The sequence below is a fragment of the Streptomyces sp. NBC_00859 genome (genome assembly GCF_045161865.1).
GTDB lineage: Bacteria > Actinomycetota > Actinomycetes > Streptomycetales > Streptomycetaceae > Streptomyces.
Map to the genome: position 1 here is coordinate 790,853 of NZ_CP108826.1, position 23,032 is coordinate 813,884.

Here is a 23,032-nt window from a genome sequence, read left to right on the forward strand (position 1 = left end):
GGTGGCGCGGCACGCCCAGGCCGACCGGGACAGCGCACGCAGAGCGCCGGGAACCCACTCCCTGCCGGCCTCGCCCATCTGTTGCCGGCAGAGGGACCGGCAGACGCAAACGCCGCCGGGTTCCGCGTCGGCTCAGCAGGCCCGCGTCGTGTCCGGAGCCCGGCACGGGCATCGGCAGCAGCGAACCGCTCCGGGCCGGCCGGCGTCCGGCGGCCTTCCCCCGGGCCTCGTCCCCCCGGACCTCCCCCGGACTTCGTCGTCCGGCCGGACCGCGCGGAGCGGAACCGGAGTTCGCAGCCGAGCCCCCGTTTCCGCTCCGGCCGGACGGCCCGCTACGCCCCTGCTCCCGGCACCGTATCGGCCTCGGTCTTCGCCCTCGCGGCCTGCTCACGGTTCCGCTTGCTGACGACCGCGGCGCTCGCCACGGCGCTCCCGGCGAAGGCCAGAGCCAGCATCCAGGGCCGGTCGAAGCGACGGCCGGTGGCGTGGTCGAGGGAGTAGCGCCCCGCTCCGGCGACGCCGATGGCGGCCGCCGTGAAGCCCAGGAACGCGGGGTACTCGTAGCCACCGGACTGGGCGAAGAAGCCGGCGGGTGCGTGGACCGCCACCGCTCCGGCCATGGTGCCCGCGACGGCGGCACCGGCCACGGGGGTACCGAGGCCGAGCGCCAGCATCGCACCGCCGCCCGCCTCGCCGAGGCCCGCGGCGACCGCGTTCCGGTGCCCCGGCAGGAATCCCATGTGCTCCATCCCCGCGGCGGTTCCCGAGAGCCCGCCGCCGCCGAACCAGCCGAACAGCTTCTGCGAACCGTGTGCGACGAGCACCGCCCCGGTACCGGCCCGCAGCGCGAGCAGTCCGAGGTCACGTCGGTTGAAGCAGGTCATCGGAGTCTCCAGATCTGTGGCAACGGATCAGCGGTGACGGCCGCCCGCGAGCCGCGGGAGCGCACCGGCGGCCGGACGTACGTCACCACCACTTTCCTCGCCCCGCCGGGGCCGTCCGCAACGGGGCTGGCCCATCCGGGCGAAGCCGCAGGTCACCCGCGGCACTTCCGGCGCGGGTCCGCCCTCGTAGGCTCATGCCCATGGAAACACCCGCCGATGAGACGGCAGCCCGCGCGGTCCAGGACGAACTGCGTACCCGTGTGGTGCTGGACGAGCCGGGCCCCGATCCGGGCACCGGGCTGATCACCGGCGTCGATGTGGCCTACGACGACGAGCGGGACGTGGTAGCGGCCGCAGCCGTGGTGCTCGACGCCGGGACGCTGGCCGTGGTCGAGGAGGCCACCGCCGTCGGCCGGGTGACGTTTCCGTACGTCCCCGGGCTGCTCGCGTTCCGGGAGATCCCGACCGTGCTGGCCGCCCTCGAAGCGCTCTCCGGCGACCCCGGACTTGTCGTCTGCGACGGGTACGGGCTCGCGCATCCACGGCGGTTCGGCCTCGCCAGCCACCTGGGAGTGCTGACGGGGCTGCCGGTGATCGGTGTGGCGAAGAACCCGTTCACCTTCACGTACGAGCAGCCGGGCCCACGGCGAGGTGCCCAGGCACCGCTGCTGGCCGACGGCGGCGAGGAGGTGGGCAGGGCGCTGCGCACCCAGGACGGCGTCAAGCCGGTCTTCGTTTCGGTGGGACACCGGGTCGGCATCGATAACGCCTGCGCCCACACACTGCGGCTCTCTCCCGGCTACCGGCTACCGGAGTCCACCCGGCGCGCCGACGCGCTCTGCCGGCGGGCGCTGCGCGAGGCAGTGGTCTGACTGGACCCACTGCCCCGCCGGCCGGCTCAGGCCGCGGTTTCCCGTACCAGCGGGAAGTGGCAGGCCACCTGGTGGTGCGCGCCGGCGGGCGTACTGACCGGCGGTTCGGTCTCGGCGCAGATGTCCTTCGCGAGGGGGCAGCGGGTGCGGAACCGGCAGCCGGACGGCGGGTTCGCCGCGGAGGGGGTCTCACCGCCGAGCGGCGCGCGGCCGGCGCCGGCCGTCTCGGGGTCCGGGACGTTGACGGTGTCGAGGAGGCCGCGGGTGTACGGGTGGAGGGGGTTCGCGTACACCTCATCCGCCGGGCCCGACTCGACGAGCTTGCCGAGATACATCACGCCGACCGTGTCGGCCAGGTAGCGGACCACCGCGAGGTCGTGCGAGATGAAGAGGTACGTCAGCTCGCGGTCGCGCTGCAGTTCGCGCATCAGGTTGAGAATCTGGGCCTGGACGGAGACGTCGAGCGCGGAGACCGGCTCGTCGGCGACGATCAGGTCGGGCGAGAGCGTCAGCGCGCGGGCGAGCCCGAGGCGCTGGCGCTGACCGCCGGAGAACTCGTGCGGGTAGCGGTCGACGGCGCCTCGCGGCAGCCCGACGGCGTCCAGGAGTTCACCGACGATGCGGTCCTGCTCGGCGCGGTCGCCGACGCCCTGGATGACGAGCGGTTCGCGCAGGATGGTGCCGATCCGCATGCGCGGGTCCATGGCCGCCGCGGAGTCCTGGAACATCAGCTGGATCCGGCGGCGGTGGGCACGTCGCTGTCCGCGGTCCATGGTGGCGAGGTCCTGGCCCTCGAAGACGATCGATCCCGCCGTGGGGTCCTCAAGTCCGGCGATCATGCGTCCGATGGTGGTCTTGCCGCAGCCGGACTCACCCACCATGCCGAAGGTCTCGCCCTTGCGTACGGTCAGCGAGACACCGCCCACGGCACTGACCGTGCCGCGCTTGCGTGAGAACGGGCCGCCGGTGAGCGGGAAGTCCTTGCGGAGGTCCACCACTTCCAGCAGTGTCGCCCCCTGCGGCACGACAGGTGTGTCCTGCCGCTCTTCGGCGAGTGCTTCCCCGAGACCGGGCTCGCCCTCCTCCGGTACGGGGTGGAAGCAGGCGAACCGGTGGTCGCCGTCGGTCAGCCGCGGCTCGTCGGCACGGCAGACATCGGTGGCGAAGGCGCAGCGTGCGGCGAACCGGCAGCCCTGCTGGGCGGTGGCGAGGTTCGGCGGCAGACCGGGGATGGTGCGCAGTTCCGTCTCGCCCTCGACGGCCTTCTCGGGGAGCGCGGCGAAGAGTGCCTGGGTGTAGCGGTGCCGGGGGCGGGCGAAGAGGTCCCGTACGCCGGAGGTCTCGGCGACCTTGCCCGCGTACATCACGGCGACCCGGTCGACCCGGTTGGCGATGACACCGAGGTCGTGGGTGACCAGGATCATCGCCATGCCCAGGCGCGAGCGCAGTCCGTCGATGAGCTCCAGGATCTGGTGCTGGGTGGTCACGTCGAGGGCGGTGGTGGGCTCGTCGGCGATGAGGAGCTTGGGCTCGCAGACGAGGGCCATGGCGATGGCGACGCGCTGGCGCATACCGCCCGACAGCTGGTGCGGATAGGCCTTCATCCGCTCGGAGGGCTGCGGCATTCCCACCAGGCCGAGCATCTCCTCGGCCCGCTCCCAGGCCTCGCGCTTGCTGATGGGACGGTGCAGCAGGAGGGGTTCGGCGACCTGTGCGCCGATGGTCATGGTGGGGTTGAGCGAGGTCAGCGGGTCCTGGAAGACCATGCCGATGGTGTTGCCCCGGACGTCGCGCAGTACGGGTTCACCGGCCGACGCGAGGTCGTGTCCGTCGAAGAGGACGCTCCCCGATGCGACGGTTCCGCCGGTCGGGAGCAGCCCGAGGACGCTGAGCGCGGTCATCGTCTTGCCGCAGCCGGATTCACCGACGACTCCGAGGGCCTCGCCGGGGGCGAGATCCAGGCTGACGCCGTCGAGGGCGTGGACAGTGCGGTTGCGGGACGCTATGTCGACATGGAGATCGTCGATCCGCAGCAGCGGCTCGGTCATGGGAGTGTCCTCCGGGCAGTGCAGGCAGGAAAGCAGGCGGGGGTGTGGCTACTTCTTCTGGAGCCGTACTTCGAAGGCGTCCCGGAGGCCGTCGCCCACGAAGTTGAACGCGCCGACGACGAGCACGATGGCGATGCCCGGCGGGAAGATCAGCCACCAGTAGCCGTTCTGGGTGTAGGTGATGCCCGATGAGAGCATCGAGCCCCAGTCGGTGGCGGGCGGCGGGATGCTGAGGCCGAGGAACGCCAGGTAGCTGACGTAGAGGATGGCGTCGGCGATCTGGAAGGTGCAGTTGACGATGACGGTGCCGATGGCGTTGGGCACGATGTGCCGGAACACCGCGCGGGCTCCACCGCCGCCCATCATCCGCATGGCCTGGACGTACTCGCGGTCGCGCAGGGAGAGTGCCTCGCCGCGGACCAGCCGGGCCGGTGACAGCCAGGCCACCGCCGCGATGATCACGATGAGCACACTCTTGCTGGGCGTGATGATCGCGGCGACGACCACCAGCAGGAACATCGCGGGGATGGCGAGGGCGGCGTCCGTGACACGCATCATCACGGCGTCGGTCCAGCCGCCGAAGTAACCGGAGACCGCGCCCCAGAGCGTGCCGAAGAGAGTGGCGAGCAGACCGGCGGCGAGGCCGACTTCGAGCGAGGACTGGCCTGCCAGCATCAGCCGGCCGAGCAGGTCGTAGCCGAGGTCGGTGGTACCCAGGATGTGTCCTGGGCTGCCGGGCGCCAGGTTGGCCTGCGCCAGGTCGGTGTGGACCTGGTCGGTGGAGTGGATCAGCGGGCCTATGTAGCAGAACGCGAGCAGCAGCACGAGCACGATCACGCCGGTGAGCGCGAGTTTGTTGCCGGTGAAGACCTGCAGGGTGCGGCGGGCCAGCGAAGGCGTGGCGAGGTCGGCGTCCTCGTGCCCGGGGGCTATGACTGCGGTGCTCATGAGACGCTCCGGATCCGGGGGTCGAGGACGGCGTAGACGATGTCGGTGAGCAGCGATCCGACGACGGTGGCGACGCCCACGACCAGCGTCACTCCGAGCAGTACGGGGAAGTCGGAGCCCTGTGCGGCGTTCCAGAAGAGGAGGCCCATACCGGGGTAGTTGAACATCGCCTCGACGACCAGGGCCCCGCTGAACAGCGTCGGCAGGTACAGGCCGAGGAGGGTGGCGAGCGGGATGAGCGCGTTGCGCATCACGTGCCTGGCGAGGATGCGCCGGCTGGACTGGCCCTTGGCCATCGCGGTACGGACGTACTCCTCGGTGAGGTTGTCCAGCGTCGCGGAGCGCATGTACCGGCTGAACATCGCGATGACGCCGAGCGCCATGGTGACGATGGGCAGCACCATGCCGGAGAACCCGCTGAAGATACTGGACAGCGACTCACCCTGCGGTGCCTCCGACGGGAAGACCGGAATCGTCTGGCAGAAGACGATGATCAGGATGAGACCGAGGAAGAAGACGGGTGTCGCGTAGGCGAGGAAGGCGCCCCCGGTCAGCAGGTAGTCGGTGATCTTCCCGCGGCGCACGGCCTGGAGGAGGCCGAGCGGGATCGCGATGATCACGGCGAGGAGGGTGGAGAGCGCCGTCAGCAGGAGAGTCTTGGGGAGTCGCTGGACGAGCAGGTCCGAGACCGGCTGGTTCAGCTTGTACGACACCCCCAGGTCGCCGGTGAGCAGCCGCTTCAGGTACTCGAAGTACTGGAAGGGCAGCGAACGGTCGTAGCCCTGGGCGTGGTTGAAGTGCTCGATCTGCTGGGCCGTTCCCTTGGGGCCGAGGATGGCTCGGGCCGGCCCGCCGGGCAGCATGTGCAGAAGGACGAAGACGATGACCGACACCAGGAAGAGAACGACCACCGCCTGGAGGAGGCGCTTGAGGAGAAAGCCGGTCACTGGTCGGCCCCCTTCTTGACGTAGTACCAGTCCTGCGGGGCGAGGGTCACGGTGGGGTTCTGGTCGACGCCCCGCAGGTCGTTGCGGATCACCGACACCTGGTAGGCCGGGTTCGGCATCCACATCACGGGGAGCTGCTGGGAGAGGTACTGGCCGTACGCGTGGATGGCGTTCGGGTTGCTGGAGTACTGGACGGCGCGGATGAGCTTGTCGGCCTTCGGGTCCGAGTAGTTGCCGAAGTTGGCGGAGGCGCCCGTCGAGAAGAGCTGCTCACCGCTCGGGTTGAGTGGGTAGTACCAGCTGCCCGCGGTGCCGAAGAACGACATGTCCCAGTCGCAGCCCGGCTGTCCGGCCTTGCAGGGAACGGAGTTGCCGAGTACGGAGTTCAGCGGCTGCTGGCGGACCTTGAGGTCGATGCCGGCCTTGCTCAGCGAGGACTTCAGTTCCTGCATCATGTTGGTGGACTCCGTGGAGCCCGACTGCGAGAGCAGGGTGAGGTTCAGCGGGGCGTTCTTCGCGATGCCGGCGCCGCACTGGTCCGCACCGGTGCCGGGGCGGGTGCAGCGGGCCTGGCCGTCCCGGACGGCCCACCCGTGGCCGGTGAGGAGCGCGCGGGCCGCCTTCACCGAGTACGGGTACTGGTTCTTCTGCATCTCCGGGGTGGTGTACTGCGTCTTCGGCGTGACGGGGACCGGGCCAAGGGTCGGGTCGGCGCTCCCCTGCCAGATGACCTTGCTCATGGACTTCTGGTCGACCAGGTGCTGCATGGCTTGGCGTATGTAGAGCTGACGCATGGCCGGCCCGCCGTGCGAGGAGTTGAAGTTGTAGACGATGTAGGTGGCCGCCCAGCCTTCCCACGGGTCGACTCGGTAGCCGCGGCTCTCGAACTTGCTCTTCTGCGCGAGCACCGACGGGGGTATGTAGCCGTAGTCGACGCCGCCGGAGCGCAGCACGTTGAACTCGGAGTCGGCGGTGGTGAATGGCTTGAGGACCACCTTGTCCAGATGTGCCTTGTCGGGGCCGGTGTACTTCGGGTTGCGGACGAGGGTGACCTGGCCGGTGTTCTGCCACCCGGCGATCTTCCAGGGCCCGTTGACGGTCTGCCAGAGCGGGTCCTTGGGGTAGGAGCCGAGACTCTTGGAGTGGGCGGTCAGCCGGGTGAAGACCGCCTTGGCCCCGGCCGTGGTCCGGTCCCAGTCGCCGACCGCGCCGCCGTCCTTCTTGGCGTCCCAAGCGGCTTGCGGCAGGGCCCGCATGAGGGTGAGCTGGTTGGCGGTGAACCAGTCGGGGTTGTACGAGCGGTTGAGGTGCAGCCGGATCGTGTGGGCGTCGACGGTCTCGAAGCTCTTGACGTTGTCCGGCATGGTGCCGACCGAGTAGCTGCCCCACTCCGCCTTGTCGGCCTTGACCATGTTGAACCAGAACTCGATGTCGCGCGACGTCACCGGCTTGCCGTTGGACCAGGTGATGCCCTTGCGGAGCGGCACAGTGACGGTCTTGTTGCCGTCGCTGTACACCGGCTTCTGCCCCAGCGTGTTGGGGCCGGTGGTGGTGAGTGCACCGTCCTTCTTCACCGCGTCGTAGACGGGCATGAAGAGGAGCGACTGGATGGCGAAGTTGTACGTCGCGCCGTAACCCGGAGCACCGATGGGGAAGATCCAGTTGGGCGTCGCAGCGGGCGGCAGGGCCATCGTGGCGGTGCCGCCCTCGACGGGTGTGCCGCCGGTGGGCCCCATGTCGATCTTCCCGCCGTCCTGCGAGCAGGCCGTGAGGGCCACGACGAGCGCCGCCCCGGTGACCGCTGCGGCGAGCGCGCGACGCCGCGCGGATGAGCGCCTTGGGCGCATGGGTGGGCCTCCATCGGATTCCAGCAGCGAGCCGACGTGAACATCGGCTGGAGAATGTCTGAAAGTTAGGACGGCTGCCGAAACTAAGTCAAGGGTTTGTGTTCGACTTAGGGCATCCTTCCTAGAGCTTTTCTCCCTCTATGTCCCGTATTTCGACGAAGAACTGTTGAAAACTTTCCCGCTACCCCTGGCGAAAGATGCCATCGGATCGCTAACTTTCATCGAGAGGACACAGACTTACTTTGATCGGTCGAAGTAACTCGACGTCATTCAGAGCAATTCGGGGAGCGCGATGACGGGGAGACCAATGACGGACAGCGCATCGAACCAGCAGATCCTGCGCATGGTCACGTCCGGCACGGCCTCTTCACGTGCCGATCTGGTCAGAGAGTTGGGGCTTGCCGCCTCCACCGTCTCGCTCCGGGTGCAGGAACTCGTCGCGGCGGGCCTCCTCACCGAATCGGGCGAAGGCGCGTCCCGCGGCGGCCGGCGCCCCCGGCTCCTGCGGATCCCGCAGCAGGGCGGCGTGGCACTGACCGCCGATCTCGGCTCGCATCACGGCAGGCTGGCCGCCGTCTCCGCGGACGGCACGGTCTCGGACGCCGCCGACCACAGCCACGACCTGACCACAGGCCCGGAACAGGCCGCCGACTGGCTGGTGGAACAGCTGACCGCGCTCGCCGCACGGCAGCGTGCGGCGGGCCGCACCGTACGGAGCGTCGGCATCGCCTTCCCCGGACCCGTCGACGTCCCGGCGGGCCGGGTACTCACCCCCTCGCGGATGCCCGGCTGGCACAACTTTCCGCTCCGTGACGTCCTGGCCGACCGGCTGGGACTACCGGTCGTGGTGGACAACGACGCGACCCTGATGGCCGTCGGCGAGCACCAGTCGGCCAGACCCGAGCTCCAGCACCTCGTCGTCGTCAAGGCGGGCCGCGGCATCGGCTGCGGAGTGATCGCCGCAGGCCGCCCGCACCGCGGGGCCAACGGCTGCGCCGGCGACATCAGCCATGTCCGGGTCGAAGCCGCGGAGGACCGCCCGTGCAGCTGCGGGAACATCGGCTGCCTGGAGACGGTCGCCAGCGGGGCGGCCGTGCTGCGCGAACTCGCCCGCGGGGGCACCCCGGTGGACGGCACGGCAGAACTGCTGCGCCTCGTCACGGACGGGGACCCGCACGCGACCACCCTGGTCCGGGCGGCCGGACGCCACATCGGCACCGTCCTGAGTGTCGTCGTCAACTTCTTCAACCCGCAGGCGGTCGTGATCGGCGGCGCGCTCGCCTCGGCGGAGCCCCTGGTGGCCGCGGTCCGCGGTGTTCTGTACGAACGCTGTCTGCCGATGGCCACGGCGGGCCTCGAAATCACCACCACCGTCTCGGGCCGCGACGCCGGGCTGCTGGGTGCGGGGCTGACGGCCCTGCGTGACAGCCTGCCGCACGCGGAAGCGCCCTGAGCCCGCTCCCGCCGGGCCCCGGCATGCCCCAGGGCCCGGCCCCCGTACCACCACCCCACCCGCAACCCGGAGAGCAGCGCCACATGACCACCGACACCCCCGCCCGCCGTCTGCGCATAGCCATCGGCGGCATCGGCATCGAGTCGTCCACCTTCTGCCCGCACCGCTCCACCGTGGCCGACTTCCGCCAGACCCGCGGGCAGGAACTCCTCGACCGCTACGACTGGACGCAGCCGGCGTCGGACCTCGGTTCGCTCGTCGAGTGGGTGCCGCTGCTCCACGCCACCGCGCTGCCCGGCGGCCCCGTGGAGGCCGAGTCGTATCTGCTGCTCAAGGACGAGCTGGTCTCCCGGATCCGCGCAGCGGGCCCCCTCGACGGCATGGTCTACGACCTGCACGGGGCGATGAGCGTCATCGGACTCACGGACGCCGAGGGCGATCTCACCGAGGCCGTACGTGCCGCGCTGGACTCGGTGGGCACCCCTGAGGACACCGCGTCCGGCCGGCCCATGATGTCAGCGGCGATGGATCTGCACGGCAATGTCTCGCGCCGCTTCGCCGAGCCGATCGAGCTGCTCACCGCCCACCGGCTCGCCCCTCACGAGGACGCCTGGGACACCCGCGAACGCGCGGCCCGCAAGCTCGTCGAACGGCTGCGGCTGCCCGCCGCGGACCGTCGCCCGCACCGCGCCTGGGTCCAGGTGCCCGTCCTGCTCCCCGGTGAGAAGACCAGCACGCGCCTTGAGCCCGCCAAGGGGCTGTACGGCCGTCTCGCGGATATCGAGGCGAAGCCCGGCATCGTGGACGCCGCGATCTGGGTCGGGTACGCCTGGGCCGACGAGCCGCGCTGCAAGGCGGCCATCGTGGTCACCGGTGACGACGCCGCTCTCGCCGAGGCCGAGGCCGGGTCACTGGCCCGTCAGTACTGGGAGGTCCGCCGCGACTTCGAGTTCGTCGGGCCGACCGGCACCGCGGAGGAGTGCATCGCCGCGGCGGTGGCGTCCGAGCGCCGCCCGTTCCTGATCAGCGACTCCGGGGACAATCCGACGGCCGGCGGCGCGGGCGACCTCGCCTACATGCTCGGGAAACTGCTGGAGAACGAGGAGATCGCCTCGGGCCGGGTGAGCGCCGTCCACCCGGGCATCACCGACCCGGCCGCCGTCCGCGCCTGCTTCGATGCGGGGATCGGCGCCACCGTCACCGTCGGTGTCGGCGGCAAGGTCGACACCAGCCAGGGCGGGCCGTGCGAGATCACCGGTACGGTGACCGGCCTGCAGCGCGCGGCCGACAAGACGGACCGGGCAGAGGGCGGCGCGTACGACCGCGGCTGCGACCTCGCGGCGATCACCGTCGGCGGTCTCACGGTCGTCGTCACCGGGCAGCGCAAGCCGTTCCACACGGTCGCGGACTTCACGGGCCCGGCGCAGGGCGGTCTGGGGATCGACCCGCGCACCTTCGACCTGGTGGTCGTCAAGATCGGCTACCTGGAGCCGGAGCTGCACGAGATGGCGGCCGACTGGCTGCTGGCCCTCACGCCCGGCGGCGTCGACCAGAATCTGCTGCGCCTGGGCCACCACCGGGTGGAGCGCCCGCTGTACCCCTTCGACGAGGACGCGTACGAGAGCGAGGGCGGGCCGGATCTGACGCCGGTACTGCTCTGATACGGCTCCGCCCGAGCCGGGCGGACGGACGGAGCGGCCGGGTGCGGCGGACGGCTGGACCGTCCGCCGCACCCGGCCCGCTTCCAGCCCGCCCCCGGGCCGCTTCCGACCGGGCCGCGGCACACCGTACGGTGGCGGACATGACGACAGAAAGCTCAGAACGCTTCGAAGTCCAGCGGGAGATCGCGGCATCCCCCGCCACGGTGTTCGCGCTGCTTTGCGACCCGCAGGGCCAGGTGGCCATCGACAGCTCCGGGATGCTCCAGTCCGCGGAGGGAGAACCGGTCCGCAAGGTGGACGACACCTTCGTCGTGCACATGGACCGGGAGGCGCTGAACGACTTCCCGATGGGCAAGTACGACGTCACGGTCATCATCACCGGGTTCGAGCAGGACGCTCTGATCGAGTGGACCATCTCCGGGACGGTCCAGCCGCCCATCAAGCACCTGTACGGCTACCGCCTCAGCCCCAGCGCGACGGGGACGCTCGTCACCTCTTACTACGACTGGAGCCGGATCGACGAGCGCTACCGGGACAAGGGCGTCTTCCCGGTCATCCCCGAGGCGGGGCTGCGAGCGACCCTGGGCATCCTCGCGCGGACCGTGGAGCAGGCGGGGTAGTACCCCCGGCACGGAGGAAGCGCCCGGCTCCCGGCCGTGGTGTCCTCGCTATGCTGCGACCGCAAGCGCTCGGGCGACCGTTCAAACGAACAGTGCACGGCGGCAGCGGACACCACGCAGGGGGCCCACAGACATGCGGGAGCCGGTCGAACTCAGGCGTCAGCGGATCCTCGGGGTGGTGCAGTCCCGGGGCGCGGTCAAGGTCAGTACGCTCGCCGCGGAGCTGGCCGTCTCGGTGGTCACGGTCCGGCGCGATGTGGAGGAGCTGGCCCGTACGGGGAAACTGCGGCGCGGGCACGGAGTGGCCCGTCCCGCCGGGGAACCGCCCCGGCTCCCGGCGCCGCGGTCCGGTGATCCGGCGGCGGACGGCGGCTCGGTCACGCTCGTCGTACCTGAGCGCCACTCGTACCTCTACGAGATCCTGCACGGCGCGCGGAGCGTGCTGGAGGAGTCCGGGGTACGCATCGCGCTGCATATCGCCCCCGAGTCGCCCGGCGGCGAACGGCCACTGGTGGAGCGGGCGCTGGCCGGGGGCGCGCGCGGGCTGCTGATCGCTCCGCGCTGGCGCAGTCCTGCGTCGGAGGAGGCGGACTACGGCTGGCTCGCGAACGTGCCGGTACCGACCGTGCTGATGGAGCGGCGCCCCAGGGCGGGCAGCGCGCTGCACGCCCTGGACTCGGTCTGCTCCGACCACTGGTACGGGACCTTCCTGGCCGTCGACCACCTGGTGTCGCTGGGCCATCGCCGACTGGTCCTCGCGGCCCGCGACGACAGCCCCACGGCGCGCACCGTCCGGGCGGCATTCGCCGAGATCTCCGCTGCCAGGCCCGAGGTGGACGACTGGTCGACGGCGCTCAGCACGCCGGACGCGGTGCCGGGACCCGGCCCCGGGGAGCCGGACGTTCCGGGCGGGGTCGTATTCAGCGCCGCACCCGCGCCGCACCGGGGAGCCCCCCTCGACCTCGCCGCGCTGCTGCACGAGCGGGGTGCGACCGGAGCGGTCCTGCACGGCGATGTGGACGCGCTGATGCTGGTGGAACGGTTGGCGGAGAGCGGGGTGCGAGTGCCGCAGGACTGCTCGGTGGTGGCGTACGACGATGTGGTGGCCGCACTGGGCAGCACCCCGCTGACCGCGGTGGCACCGCCGAAGGCCGAGATCGGCAGGGCCGCCGCGGAGTTGCTGCTGCACCGGCTGGCCGAGCCCGCCGGGAGTCACGGTCCGGTCCGCAGGACTGAGCTGCTTCCGGCGCTCGAAGTACGCGGATCGACGCGGCATGCCGACCGGAGCGACAGAACGATCGTTTGACCGCTTCACCTTTCTTCTGAGCGATCTCTTGACCCGGCGCGATCAGCCGATCAGGATTCCCCTGTCCCCAACCAGGAGCGCCGTTCCGCCACCGGCCCTCGCCTTCGCACTGCTTCAGCGCTTCCCGCGCTCCGGCTGACCGCGGGTGCCGTCGAAAGGCCGTGTCCAGGGGCTGGTTGACGCTGCTTGCCCAGGCCGCGCCTTCCGCCCCGTACCAGGAGAATGATGCCCAGCACCCCTCCCCGTAGCCGCCCCCGCACCGCACTCGCCATGAGCCCCGACGCCGCGGCCGCCGTACTCGGCCCGGAGTCGCTGACCGCACTCGCCGACGTCTGCGACCTCGCTCCGCTGCCCGTCCTGGACGACTTCACCACCGGCCGGGCGCGTACGACCCTGGCCGATGTGGACCTGCTGGTGACCGGCTGGGGCTGCCCGCCCATCGACGCCGGGGTGCTGGCCGCCGCGCCCCGGCTGCGTGCGGTCGTCCACACGGCGGGCTCGGTCCGCGGTCATGTCACCGAAGCCTGCTGGGAGCGGGGGATCCAGATCTCGTCGGCCGCGGCCGCCAACGCCCTGCCGGTGGCCGAGTACACCGTGGCGATGATCCTGCTGTCCGGCAAGCGCGTCCTGGAGCGCTCCCGTGCCTTCCGGTCCGACCGGCTCCGCGACGACTGGCTCCGCACTTCGCCGGAGATCGGCAACTACGGCCGCACCGTGGGCATCCTGTCCGCATCGCTCATCGGCCGCCGCGTCATCGAGCTGCTTCGCCCCTACGACCTGCGGGTGCTGCTGCACGACCCCTACGTCTCGGATGCCGAGGCGCAGGCACTCGGGGTCCGGCCGGCCGGGCTGGGTGAACTCTTCGCCCACAGCGACGTGGTGAGCGTCCACACTCCGCTGCTCGCGGCGACCCGCGGACTCGTCAGCGGTGAACTGCTCGCCTCCATGCGGCAGGACAGCGTACTGATCAACACCTCGCGCGGGGCCGTCGTCGACCAGGACGCGCTGACCCAGGTCCTCAGGGAGGGCAGGATCCGGGCGATCCTCGATGTCACCGACCCGGAGACCCTGCCGCCGGAACACCCGCTGTGGGACTGCGGCAACGCGCTCATCACCCCGCATCTGGCGGGTTCGCAGGGCAATGAGTGGCGCCGGCTGGCCGATCTGGCGGTCGGTGAGGTCGCCCGGTGGGCCGCGGGTGACGGCTTCGCCCACCCCGTACCGCACGAAAGGCTGGAATTCCTCGCATGACGTCTCCTCGTTCTTCGCACGCACTGCCCTGCGCCGCGCCCCGCCCGCTCGTACTCCCCTCCGAGGAAAGGCTGCTGAGCCCGCACACCGGTTACACCCGTGCGCACTGGGAGGCCGCGGCCGACGGGCTGCTGCAAGCCGCCTGGCAGTGGTCCACGCCCGGCCGCGCCCTGCTCGACCTGCCGGGCAGGCCCTCCGCTTCAGGGGTGCGCTCCGACGGCCTGGAGGGGTACGCGCGCACGTTCCTCGCCGCCGCGTTCCGGGTAGCCGGGGCCGGTGGTGAGGACCCGCACGGCTGGCTCGACCGGTACGCGGACGGGCTCGCGGCGGGCACTCTGACGCCGGGCCGAGACGACACGGAGTCCTGGCCGGTCATCCAGGACCACACCGTGTTCGGTCAGCCGATGGTGGAGTCCGCGTCCGTCGCCATCGGACTGCGGCTGACGCGTCCCTGGCTCTGGGACCGGCTGGACGCCGGGGTACGCGACCGCACCGAGGACTGGCTGCGCGGAGCGCTGCGCCATACACCCGCCCCCAACAACTGGTATCTGTTCCCCTGCACGGTGGCCGCCTTCCTGGAGTCGGTGGGGCGCGGCGACGCCGAGACGGCGCGCGCGAAGGAGCGGGCGCTGGAACTGCTGGACGGCTGGTACCGCGGAGAGGGCTGGTACGCCGACGGCGACGGCAGGGCCTTCGACCACTACAACGGGTGGGCCCTGCACCTCTATCCGGTGCTCGACGCATACCTGTCGGGCGACGCGGAGCTCTCCGCACGGTACGGCGGCCGGCTGAGGGAGCATCTGGAGGGCTTCTCGCTGCTGTTCGGTGCGGACGGTGCGCCCCTCCACTTCGGCCGCTCGCTGACGTACCGCTTCGCTGCGGGCGCGGCGGTCGGGCTGGGAGCGGTCACCGGGCACACCCCGCTGACGCCCGGCACCTCCCGCCGTCTGATCAGCGGCGCGCTCCGGTACTTCCTGGACCGGGGCGCCACCGGCGACGACGGCCTGCTCAGCCTCGGCTGGCACGGCCCGCACGACGCGACACTCCAGCCGTACTCGGGCCCCGCCTCCCCCTACTGGGCTTCCAAGGCCTTCGTCTCCCTGCTGGCTCCGGCCGACCATCCGCTGTGGACGGCGCCGGAGGAGGCCGCACCGAGCGAGGGCCCCGACCGGGTACTCGCGCTTGTGGCGCCCGGACTGCTGGTGCAGTCCACACGCACGGACGGCGTCGTCAGGCTGCACAACCACGGCAGCGATCATCTCCGTCCGCACGAAGGGGAGTCGGGGGCGGCCGACGATCCGCTCTACCACCGGCACGCCTACTCCACGGTGACCGGGCCCACGGCCGGGGAGAACGCACCGGACAACCATCTGGCAGTGGTCCTCTCGGGTGTCCGCAGCTCCCGCCGCGCGTTCCGGCCGCTCGGCGCGGGTCACGGTGACGGCTGGGGCTGGGCCGCTTCCTGGCATCGCCCGGTCTTCGCCTCCGGGGCCCCGATGGTGCCGGGGCTGCGGGTGGAGAGCGTCACGGTGGCCCGCGGCAGGAACGAACTGCGGGTGCACCGGATTCTCGGTGCCCCGGCCGGTGCCCGGCTGGAGCACACGGGCTGGGCCACCGGGCCGGACGACGCGGTGCGGTCCGAGCTGCTCGGGGTGTACGGCTGGCAGACCCGGGACACGGTACGGGCCCCGCAGGGCACGGCGTTCACCCGCTGGGCTGTCGTGCCCCGGCTGGGCGCGGACACGGCGGGTGCGGGTTCGAAGGGCCCGGCCGTCCTGGTGTCGCTGGCGTCTCTCAGCGCTGGACCGGGCGCCACCCCGCTCGCCGCCGTGCTGACCGGGGTGCGTGTGGACGAGGACGGAACCGCGGTGGAAGCCGTCTGGGCCGACGACGGGTCCACGACCCGGGTCGAGTTCGAGCCGATGGCGGTCCACCACGACCGCGGCGGGCACGGTGCGGGGGTGGATGCGGGGGCCTGATGGACGCCCCTGCCAGGGAGGGTTCGCCGGTCGCGCACGGCGTACTCCTGCAAGCGCTCGACGGCCGTGTCGCGGTCGTCCTCACCGATCAGTGGCGAGGGGTCTTCCGGCAAGGAGTTCACCGTTTCACCGTTTCACCCCAGTGCCCGGTCCGCTCGGCGGCAGGCCGGTCAGAGCCGGTGGACGACGCGGGCCAGGAGGGGCAGCGCGGCGGCCAGTTGCTCGCGCTCGTCAGCCGTGAGCTCCTCGTCGATGGCCACGGTCAGCCGCCGCGCGCGTTCCTTCCGGGCGCCGCGCAGACCCTCGGCACCCGCCGCGGTGAGCGACACGACGACCCGGCGGCCATCATCCGGATCCGGGTCGCGGGCCACCAGCCCACGCTCGTGGAGCGCGGTGACGATCGTGCACATGGACTGGGCACGGATGCCTTCCGCCTCGGCCAGCCGGCCGGGTGTCGCCGGGCCCTCGCGGTCGAGCCGCACCAGCACGGACGTCTGCGACAGGGTGAGTTCACCGTCCGGCCGCACCTGTCTCAGCCTGCGCACCAGCGGACCCAGGCAGGCCCGCAGGTCAGCCGCCATCCGCACCGAATCCACCGTGTTCACCATGGTCGACAGCATAAACTGATTAGTTCAGCCTTATGGTATAGCTGTCTCATGAGTGACTCACTAACCGCGGAAACCATCAGGCTCGCAGGTCACAACGGCGACGAGATCGAGGCCTATCTGGCCCGCCCGCAGGGCGGATCCCCGCGCGGTGGCGTCGTGGTCATCCACCACATGCCCGGTTACGACCGGGGCAGCAAGGAGATCGTCCGCAGGTTCGCCGAGCTGGGCTACGACGCGATCTGCCCGAACCTCTTCTTCCGTGACGCTCCCGGCGCGGCTCCTGACGACGCGGCGGCGGCCAACCGCGCCGCCGGCGGGGTGCCGGACGACCGGCTCACCGGTGACGTCGCCGCGGCCGCCACCCATCTGCGCGCGCTGCCCACCTCCAACGGCAGGGCGGGCACGATCGGCTACTGCTCCGGCGGCAGGCAGAGCGTGCTCGCCGCCTGCCGGCTGGACCTCGACGCGGCGGTGGACTGCTACGGCGCGTTCGTCACCGGAACGCCGCCGGAGGGATTCCCGCTGCAGGTACGCAATCTCGTCGACGAACTCCCTCAGCTTCGCGCCCCTCTGCTCGGCCTGTTCGGGGCCGAGGACAGCTTCCCGGGACCCGAGCAGGTAGCCGAGCTGGAGCAGATCCTCACCGACAACGGCAAGGACTTCGAGTTCCACACCTACGAGGGCGCGGGCCACGGGTTCTTCTCCACGGACCGGCCCTCGTACGACGTGGCCGCCGCCAACGACGGCTGGGAGCGGATCGAGACCTTCTTCGCCAAGCACCTGGGGGCCTGAGCATGTGCACCTATACGACGATCAAGGACACGGTGAACGGCAGCGCCAAGGGGCCGAACAGCTCCTGGTTCCATGTGTCCGACGTGACGGTGTACTTCGACCACCCGGTGCACGCGATGGCAGGGCACACGCTCAACATCGACTTCACCGATCCGTCGAAGGGACCGTCGGCCCGCGTCGCGCTGGAGCTGACCGCCGAGTCCGCCCGCGCTCTGGTGGCCGCGGTCCAGGAGGCGCTGGCGGCGGTGCCGCCCGCCCTCACCGCCTGAGGGCGGTGTCCGTGCGGCGTACGGGTAAGGGCCCCTGGTCCGTACGCCGCACGGGCCGTTGGATCCGAATCCTCCGGAGGGCCGGACGAGGAGGCCTGTGGGGCGGAGCCGGGTGAGGCAGATGGCCGCGGCTTCGCCGTAGCGGGTGGCGATGCCGCGCCATCGCGTCAGCCCGGGGGCGCAGCGCCCGACGGTGTCGCGCACCGCGTGTCCGCCTCACTGCCTACGGCAGGGTGATCTGCCCCTGGCCGTCCCAACGGAGTCAGGGGCTCGACTGCCCACCTGGACCAACGAAATGAGAACTGCCGAGTCCGCCGTGCGTACGGTCAGCCGAACGTGAGCTCCGCGCCGCCGAGCGGCGCGAAAAACTGGGCCACGTACTCATCGCCGACCCCGGCCAGCGTGGCGGGCGACCAGTGCGGGTCACGGTCCTTGTCGATGACCTGAGCGCGGATCCCCTCCACGAGATCCGGTGAGGTGAGCGCGGCGCTGGAGACGCGGTACTCCTGCTCCAGCACCCGTTCCAGCGAGCCGAGTTCACGTGCGCGCCGGATCGCGGCCAGCGTGACCTTCAGCGCGGTGGGCGACCTGCTCAGCAGGGTATCGGCGGTCTCCTTGGCCTCGGGAAGGCCGACGGCGAACAGCCGGTCCACGATCTCCTCGACCGTGCGGGCGGCGTAGCAGTGGTCGATCCACTCCCGCCGCGCCGCCAGTTCCCCGGCTGGGGCCTGCGCCGTGTGACGCGGCAGCACCTCTGCCACCGGGTCCCGTGCGAGATCCCCGACGAGAGCGGGCAGGCGGCCGGCCGGCACGTAGTGGTCGGCGAGCCCGCACAGCAGGGCGTCGGCCGCACCGACCGCGGAGCCCGTCAGGGCGAGATGGGTCCCGAGCTCTCCGGGCGCCCGGCCCAGCAGATAGGTCCCGCCGACGTCGGGCACGAAGCCGATGGCGGTCTCCGGCATCGCGACCCTGGAGCGCTCGGTGACGATCCGGACACTGCCGTGCCCCGAGACACCGACCCCGCCACCCATCACGATGCCGTCCATGAGGGCGATGTACGGCTTGGGGTAGCGGGCGATCCGGGCGTTCAGCCGGTATTCGTCGCGCCAGAAGGTGTCCGACGCGGTTCCGCCGGCGCGTACGTCCTCGTAGATCATGCGGATGTCGCCGCCCGCGCAGAGGCCGCGCTCCCCCGCTCCGCTGAGGAGAACGCTCTCGACGGCGGGATCGTGCTCCCAGCGGGTGAGCACCTCGTCGATGCGGTTCACCATCGGACGGGTCAGCGCGTTCAGCGCCCTCGGCCGGTCGAGGGTGAGATGACCGGTCCGCCCGTCGGTGCGCGCCCGCACGCAGTCGTCGCTCATCGCGGGTCCCCTGTCTGTCCTTGCCCGGTGGAGCGCGCACGACCGCGTCGGTTCCTGCCGGATCCGGTGGACCCGGAGGTCCCTGACGATCATCACGATGCCGTACGCGGCCGGAGGGGTGGCGGGCGGGGCCCGGCCCGCCACCCCGGCCGGGGGCTCAGACGCCGGTACCCGCCACCACCTCGCCCCCCACGACCACCAGCTGCGCCGTCGTACCGGGGATGGCCTCCGGGCTGATCCGCAGGATGTCCCTGGACAGGACGGTGAAGTCGGCCAGCTTGCCGACGCTCAGCGAACCGCGTTCGCCCTCAAGGAAGTTGGCGTACGCGGAGCCCATGGTGTAGCCGTGGACGGCCGTCTCCACGTCCACCGTCTCGGCCGGCTGCCAGGGCTCGCCACCGCCGAGCGGCCGACGGGTGACCGCGGTGTAGATGCCGGTCATCGGGTCCATCTCGGCGACGTTCCAGTCGCTGGAGAAGGCCAGCACGGCTCCGGCCTCATGGAGGCTGCGCATGGGCCAGGCCTTGTGCCAGCGGTCCGAGCCGATGTTCTCCGCCCAGTCCTGGCCCGGCCCGGCGATCTCCGGAGCACAGTGCCTCGGCTGCATGCACGCCACGACACCCAGCTCCGCGAAGCGCGCCGTGTCCTGCGGGTCGAGGCACTCGACGTGGACGACCTGGTGCCGGGCGTCCCGTGCCCCGTTGACCGCGGCGGCGTGCTCGACGGCGTCCAGCACAGTGCGGATACCCCGGTCGCCGGTGGCGTGGACGAAGCACTGGAAGCCCCGGGCGTCCAGCTTGGCGAGCAGCTCGGCGAACTCCTCCGCCGGGTAGAACGTGTCGCCCCGGTGCTTCCCGCAGCCCGCGTACGGTTCCAGCAGCGCGGCGGTGCGCGGCTCGACCACGTCGTCGATGTAGAGCTTGAGCGGACCGAGCCGCAGCCGGTCGTCGTCGAACCGGGCGGCGGCCGCGGCGAAGTCGTCCAGGTCCGCGTCAGTGGTGCCGCGCGGGTGGAAGAGTGCCGCGACGAGACGGGAGCGGAGCCGGCCCTCCGTACGGGCGCGAGTGAAGAGCTCCAGGTCGTCGAGGGAGTTCTGCGGTTCGACGACGGTCGTGATGCCGAAGCGGATGGCGTCGTCCAGGCTCTTGACCAGCCGGCCGTACTGGCGGTCGGGAGCGGCCCACGGCACACCCAGCTCGCGCAGCGCCCGGTGGCCTTCGCGGGACAGCCCCCTGACCGCGAAGTCCTTGATGAATCCGGTGGGTTCACCGGTGACCGGGTCGGTCTCGGCCCGTCCGAACGGAAGCGACGTCACCTCCCGGCTGATGCCGAGGCGGCGCAGGGCCGCGGTGTTGAGCCACGCTGTGTGGACGTCGTAGCTGAGGACGAAGGCCGGGGTGTCGCCGGTGACCCGGTCGAGATCGGCCGCGTTCGGCATCCGGCCGTCCGGGATCGCGGAGTAGTCGAAGGCCTCGGCCTCGATCCACTCGGCGCTGGGGTGTTCGGCGCTCCAGGCGGTGATGCGGTGATGGATCTCGGTGAGCGTGCGGGCTCCGGCGAGCTGGACGCAGGCGTCGTCGGAGCCGAGCCGTACGTGGTTGTGCGCGTCGATGAAGCCGGGCAGCACGAGCCTGCCCGCGCCGTCGATGAGCCGGGTGCCCTCCCCCGTCCAGGCCGCCGCCCCGGCGTCCGGGCCGAGCCAGACGATACGGCCGTCGCGGACGGCGAGGGCCTCGGCGGCGGGGAGCAGCGGGTCGACGGTGTGGATACGGGCGTTGTGCAGGACCAGGTCGGCCGGGGCTGTGGTGCGGGTCATGAGGGACGGGCTCCTGGGGTAGTACGGGTGCTGCGAAGTGGTGCGGTGGACGGGACGGATCGGGGCCGGCGCCGGGCGTACGGGCGGGGGTTCAGCAGTCGGCCGGGGCCGTACGGAGGGTGCGGCGGGTCAGCGACCAGTAGACGAGCCCGGAGACGACCGAGCCGAGCAGAGTGAGGTCACCGCCGCCGAGCGGGGCCACCAGCGGCCCGGTCCACAGTGCGGAGTTGCAGGTCAGTGCCGCGAAGGCCATACCGGTGACGAGGGCTGTCATGCCGGCGACGTGGAACCCGCCGCGGTACCAGTACGCCCCGCCGCGTCCCGCGTGCAGGGACCGGGTGTCGTAACGGCAGCGGCGTAGCAGCATGTCGGCGAGGAACACACCGCCCCAGGGCGCGAACACGATGATCAGCAAGGAGAGGAAGCTCAGCAGCGACTCGGTGAAGTCGGCCAGGAACAGCGCGGCGAGCGAGCCGATCGCGGTCACGACGACGCTGACGATGATCGCCCTGGCACGGCTCCAGGGGATGCCGAGCACCTGGAGGTTCAGGCTGGAGGAGTAGAGGGTCAGGATGGAGTTGGTCACCGAACCGCCGAGCACGAGGAGCAGGAAGACCGGCTGGAACCAGCCGGGCAGCAACTTCTCCACCCCGGCCACGGCATCCGTCATATCGGCCTGGGTGGCAGCCGCGACTCCGGCGACACCGAGTGCGACGGAGGAGACGAGGCCGCCGAGCGCGCCGCTCCAGGTGATGGAGCGCAGCGAGGTCGTCCGCGGCAGGTAGCGGGTGTAGTCGGCGGGCATCGGCAGGTAGGAGAAGGGCCCTGCCAGCATGACGACGAAGGCCAGCGTCCAGCCGGAGAACCCGGCACCGCCGCCCGGAGCGGCCCCCGTCCCGGCGCCTGGCAGCAGGAAGACCAGCAGCACGCCGAAGCCGGCGGCCAGCACGTACGCCATCCAGCGCTCGGCGAACTGCACTGTGGCGTGGCCCCACATGGCGACCGCGAAGGTCACCGCGAGAGTGATCACGAGCGCGAGGGCACGGGCGGTGTCCCCGCCACCGCGCCATCCCATGTCGGCGAAGAGCGCTTCGAGGGCGAGGGTGCCGACCACGGTGTTGACGATGGTGTAGCCGATGGAGACGACCCAGTTGAGCAGACCGGCGGGGAAATTCCCGAGGACCCCGAAGGACGCGCGCGAGATGACCAGGGTCGCGGTGCCGGTGCGGATACCGCTCAGCCCGGCGGCGCTGATCACGAAGAAGGTCAGCCCGCCGATCACGACCGTGGCGGTGGCCTGCCAGAACGAGAGGCCGAAGCCGACGGCGAGAGCACCGTTGATGACGTAGGTGAAGGTCAGATTGGAGCCGAACCAGAGCCAGAAGAGGTCCCGGGCACTGCCGTGGCGGTCCTCGTCCGGGATCGGGTCGATGCCGTGCGTCTCGACCCGGAACACCTCGTCACTGGTGACACCGGTTCCTCCGGCGCCCGGTGCCGCGGCTCCCGGCGGGGCGCTGGGCGAGGCATGCCGGTCGGTGGCATCCGTCTGTTGTCGCGCCATACGAGGCCTCCGCTTCCCGCATCCATACTTTGAATGCCGTTCTAAGAGTTAGAACGGCATTCAAGATGCGGTCTACACCCTGGGCACGTCAAGACCTCCGGTCGAATCGGTCGGCGATAGGCTCGGGCGGATCCGGAGCGGACCATCGTGAGCGGGGCGTAAGTGGCACATCGCAAGGACGGGCAGATCGCGCGGGACCGGATGCTCGAAGAGGCCATGACGGCCATCGCGGAGAACGGGCTCGCCGCGCTCACCATGTCCGCGCTCGCCGAACGGCTGGGCACCAGTGGCGGCCACATCCTGTACTACTTCGGCAGCAAGGACAGACTGCTGCTCGAGGCGCTGCGCTGGAGCGAGGCGGCACTCACCGATGAGCGCAGGGCCCTGCTCGCGGGGCGGGCGGGGCCGGCCCGCCGCCTGGACCGCTTCCTGCAGCTCTACCTGCCCGAGGGCCCCCGCGACCCGCGCTGGATGCTCTGGATCGAACTGTGGGCACGTGCCGGATCGAACGAGCCGCTGCGCGCCGCTCAGGAGGAGCTGGACCGCGGCTGGCAGCAGGACCTGGAAGCGGTGCTGACCAAGGGCGCGGCCCAGCACTGCTTCAGCGTCGACGACGCGCCGGGCCGTGCCTGCGAACTCCTGGCGCTTCTCGACGGATTGAGCACCCGCGTGGCCCTGGGCCAGCGGGGCGCGGACCGCCGGGCGGCCCTCGCGTCGGCCCGCTCGGCGGCGGCGCGGCTCCTCGGCACCGCAGAGAGCTGAGCCGACCGCCCACCGGTCGGGCCCGGCGGCGGCGCCGGTGACGG

The 23,032-nt window shown here is 71.3% G+C and carries 19 protein-coding genes; 10 read left to right on the forward strand and 9 right to left on the reverse strand.

Features of this window, described 5'->3' with window-relative positions; genetic code table 11:
- Positions 1 to 332: 332 nt before the first annotated feature.
- Positions 333 to 884, reverse strand: a complete 552-nt coding sequence (locus tag OG584_RS03270; protein WP_405774762.1) for a DoxX family protein — start codon at positions 882 to 884, stop codon at positions 333 to 335.
- A gap of 194 nt (positions 885 to 1,078) precedes the next feature.
- On the opposite strand from OG584_RS03270, the gene OG584_RS03275 reads away from it, so the two are divergent.
- The gene (locus OG584_RS03275) at positions 1,079 to 1,756 is read left to right on the forward strand and encodes an endonuclease V (protein ID WP_405774764.1); all 678 of its coding nucleotides are present in this window, start codon (positions 1,079 to 1,081) and stop codon (positions 1,754 to 1,756) included.
- Between the two features lie 26 nt (positions 1,757 to 1,782).
- Here the strand turns inward: OG584_RS03275 and OG584_RS03280 are convergent, their stop codons facing one another.
- From OG584_RS03280 to OG584_RS03295, 4 genes are read right to left on the reverse strand one after another with little or no spacing between them, the layout of a single operon-like run.
- Entirely contained in the window at positions 1,783 to 3,804 is a 2,022-nt protein-coding gene (locus OG584_RS03280; RefSeq protein WP_405774766.1) for a dipeptide ABC transporter ATP-binding protein, read from the reverse strand.
- A 48-nt stretch (positions 3,805 to 3,852) separates the two neighbouring features.
- Positions 3,853 to 4,752, reverse strand: a complete 900-nt coding sequence (locus OG584_RS03285) for an ABC transporter permease (RefSeq protein WP_405774768.1) — start codon at positions 4,750 to 4,752, stop codon at positions 3,853 to 3,855.
- The gene (locus OG584_RS03290) at positions 4,749 to 5,699 is read right to left on the reverse strand and encodes an ABC transporter permease (RefSeq protein ID WP_405774769.1); all 951 of its coding nucleotides are present in this window, start codon (positions 5,697 to 5,699) and stop codon (positions 4,749 to 4,751) included. Before OG584_RS03290 ends, OG584_RS03285 begins: the two co-directional genes overlap by 4 nt.
- Positions 5,696 to 7,546, reverse strand: coding sequence for a peptide ABC transporter substrate-binding protein (locus OG584_RS03295; RefSeq protein WP_405774771.1), 1,851 nt, complete (start codon positions 7,544 to 7,546; stop codon positions 5,696 to 5,698). The genes OG584_RS03290 and OG584_RS03295 overlap by 4 nt, the downstream gene beginning before the upstream one ends.
- 307 nt (positions 7,547 to 7,853) lie before the next feature.
- Here OG584_RS03295 and OG584_RS03300 point away from each other — a divergent pair, with 307 nt between their 5' ends.
- The 6 genes from OG584_RS03300 (at position 7,854) to OG584_RS03325 (ending at position 15,816) form a co-directional block, all read left to right on the forward strand.
- Positions 7,854 to 8,999: an ROK family protein gene (locus OG584_RS03300; protein ID WP_405774773.1), complete on the forward strand. Its 1,146-nt coding sequence runs from the start codon at positions 7,854 to 7,856 to the stop codon at positions 8,997 to 8,999.
- 83 nt (positions 9,000 to 9,082) lie between these two features.
- Positions 9,083 to 10,660, forward strand: a complete 1,578-nt coding sequence (locus OG584_RS03305) for a M81 family metallopeptidase (RefSeq protein WP_405774775.1) — start codon at positions 9,083 to 9,085, stop codon at positions 10,658 to 10,660.
- Positions 10,661 to 10,800: 140 nt separating this feature from the next.
- The gene (locus OG584_RS03310) at positions 10,801 to 11,280 is read left to right on the forward strand and encodes an SRPBCC family protein (protein ID WP_405774777.1); all 480 of its coding nucleotides are present in this window, start codon (positions 10,801 to 10,803) and stop codon (positions 11,278 to 11,280) included.
- Positions 11,281 to 11,413: 133 nt separating this feature from the next.
- On the forward strand, positions 11,414 to 12,586 hold the full coding sequence (locus OG584_RS03315; RefSeq protein ID WP_405774779.1) for a substrate-binding domain-containing protein: 1,173 nt from the start codon (positions 11,414 to 11,416) through the stop codon (positions 12,584 to 12,586).
- A 225-nt stretch (positions 12,587 to 12,811) separates the two neighbouring features.
- A complete protein-coding gene (locus OG584_RS03320) occupies positions 12,812 to 13,837 on the forward strand; it encodes a hydroxyacid dehydrogenase (RefSeq protein ID WP_405774780.1) in 1,026 nt (341 codons plus the stop codon).
- Entirely contained in the window at positions 13,834 to 15,816 is a 1,983-nt protein-coding gene (locus OG584_RS03325) for a DUF2264 domain-containing protein (RefSeq protein ID WP_405774782.1), read from the forward strand. Before OG584_RS03320 ends, OG584_RS03325 begins: the two co-directional genes overlap by 4 nt.
- A 170-nt stretch (positions 15,817 to 15,986) precedes the next feature.
- Here the strand turns inward: OG584_RS03325 and OG584_RS03330 are convergent, their stop codons facing one another.
- On the reverse strand, positions 15,987 to 16,424 hold the full coding sequence (locus OG584_RS03330) for a MarR family winged helix-turn-helix transcriptional regulator (RefSeq protein ID WP_405774784.1): 438 nt from the start codon (positions 16,422 to 16,424) through the stop codon (positions 15,987 to 15,989).
- Between the two features lie 48 nt (positions 16,425 to 16,472).
- On the opposite strand from OG584_RS03330, the gene OG584_RS03335 reads away from it, so the two are divergent.
- Both OG584_RS03335 and OG584_RS03340 read left to right on the forward strand, forming a co-directional pair.
- On the forward strand, positions 16,473 to 17,216 hold the full coding sequence (locus OG584_RS03335) for a dienelactone hydrolase family protein (protein ID WP_405774786.1): 744 nt from the start codon (positions 16,473 to 16,475) through the stop codon (positions 17,214 to 17,216).
- A 2-nt stretch (positions 17,217 to 17,218) separates the two neighbouring features.
- A complete protein-coding gene (locus tag OG584_RS03340; protein WP_405774788.1) occupies positions 17,219 to 17,485 on the forward strand; it encodes a DUF6295 family protein in 267 nt (88 codons plus the stop codon).
- A 326-nt stretch (positions 17,486 to 17,811) separates the two neighbouring features.
- On the opposite strand, the gene OG584_RS03345 is transcribed toward OG584_RS03340, so the two are convergent.
- The 3 genes from OG584_RS03345 to OG584_RS03355 form a co-directional block, all read right to left on the reverse strand.
- Positions 17,812 to 18,849: an enoyl-CoA hydratase/isomerase family protein gene (locus tag OG584_RS03345; RefSeq protein ID WP_405774790.1), complete on the reverse strand. Its 1,038-nt coding sequence runs from the start codon at positions 18,847 to 18,849 to the stop codon at positions 17,812 to 17,814.
- 157 nt (positions 18,850 to 19,006) lie between these two features.
- Positions 19,007 to 20,665 (reverse strand): amidohydrolase, encoded by a 1,659-nt coding sequence (locus tag OG584_RS03350; protein WP_405774792.1) that lies wholly within the window; start codon positions 20,663 to 20,665, stop codon positions 19,007 to 19,009.
- A gap of 91 nt (positions 20,666 to 20,756) precedes the next feature.
- Complete coding sequence (locus tag OG584_RS03355; RefSeq protein ID WP_405774794.1) at positions 20,757 to 22,226, reverse strand: purine-cytosine permease family protein; 1,470 nt, start codon at positions 22,224 to 22,226, stop codon at positions 20,757 to 20,759.
- A 201-nt stretch (positions 22,227 to 22,427) separates the two neighbouring features.
- Between OG584_RS03355 and OG584_RS03360 the strand changes: the two genes are divergently transcribed.
- Positions 22,428 to 22,988 (forward strand): TetR/AcrR family transcriptional regulator, encoded by a 561-nt coding sequence (locus OG584_RS03360; protein WP_405783855.1) that lies wholly within the window; start codon positions 22,428 to 22,430, stop codon positions 22,986 to 22,988.
- Positions 22,989 to 23,032 lie beyond the last annotated feature (44 nt).

Bases quoted from the DNA above. Each gene is read 5' to 3' on its own strand.
- OG584_RS03270 (WP_405774762.1), bottom strand. From the start codon at position 884: ATGACCTGCTTCAACCGACGTGACCTCGGACTGCTCGCGCTGCGGGCC.
- OG584_RS03275 (WP_405774764.1), top strand. From the start codon at position 1,079: ATGCCCATGGAAACACCCGCCGATGAGACGGCAGCCCGCGCGGTCCAG.
- OG584_RS03280 (WP_405774766.1), bottom strand. From the start codon at position 3,804: ATGACCGAGCCGCTGCTGCGGATCGACGATCTCCATGTCGACATAGCG.
- OG584_RS03285 (WP_405774768.1), bottom strand. From the start codon at position 4,752: ATGAGCACCGCAGTCATAGCCCCCGGGCACGAGGACGCCGACCTCGCC.
- OG584_RS03295 (WP_405774771.1), bottom strand. From the start codon at position 7,546: ATGCGCCCAAGGCGCTCATCCGCGCGGCGTCGCGCGCTCGCCGCAGCG.
- OG584_RS03300 (WP_405774773.1), top strand. From the start codon at position 7,854: ATGACGGACAGCGCATCGAACCAGCAGATCCTGCGCATGGTCACGTCC.
- OG584_RS03305 (WP_405774775.1), top strand. From the start codon at position 9,083: ATGACCACCGACACCCCCGCCCGCCGTCTGCGCATAGCCATCGGCGGC.
- OG584_RS03310 (WP_405774777.1), top strand. From the start codon at position 10,801: ATGACGACAGAAAGCTCAGAACGCTTCGAAGTCCAGCGGGAGATCGCG.
- OG584_RS03315 (WP_405774779.1), top strand. From the start codon at position 11,414: ATGCGGGAGCCGGTCGAACTCAGGCGTCAGCGGATCCTCGGGGTGGTG.
- OG584_RS03320 (WP_405774780.1), top strand. From the start codon at position 12,812: ATGCCCAGCACCCCTCCCCGTAGCCGCCCCCGCACCGCACTCGCCATG.
- OG584_RS03325 (WP_405774782.1), top strand. From the start codon at position 13,834: ATGACGTCTCCTCGTTCTTCGCACGCACTGCCCTGCGCCGCGCCCCGC.
- OG584_RS03330 (WP_405774784.1), bottom strand. From the start codon at position 16,424: ATGGTGAACACGGTGGATTCGGTGCGGATGGCGGCTGACCTGCGGGCC.
- OG584_RS03335 (WP_405774786.1), top strand. From the start codon at position 16,473: ATGAGTGACTCACTAACCGCGGAAACCATCAGGCTCGCAGGTCACAAC.
- OG584_RS03340 (WP_405774788.1), top strand. From the start codon at position 17,219: ATGTGCACCTATACGACGATCAAGGACACGGTGAACGGCAGCGCCAAG.
- OG584_RS03345 (WP_405774790.1), bottom strand. From the start codon at position 18,849: ATGAGCGACGACTGCGTGCGGGCGCGCACCGACGGGCGGACCGGTCAT.
- OG584_RS03350 (WP_405774792.1), bottom strand. From the start codon at position 20,665: ATGACCCGCACCACAGCCCCGGCCGACCTGGTCCTGCACAACGCCCGT.
- OG584_RS03355 (WP_405774794.1), bottom strand. From the start codon at position 22,226: ATGGCGCGACAACAGACGGATGCCACCGACCGGCATGCCTCGCCCAGC.
- OG584_RS03360 (WP_405783855.1), top strand. From the start codon at position 22,428: ATGCTCGAAGAGGCCATGACGGCCATCGCGGAGAACGGGCTCGCCGCG.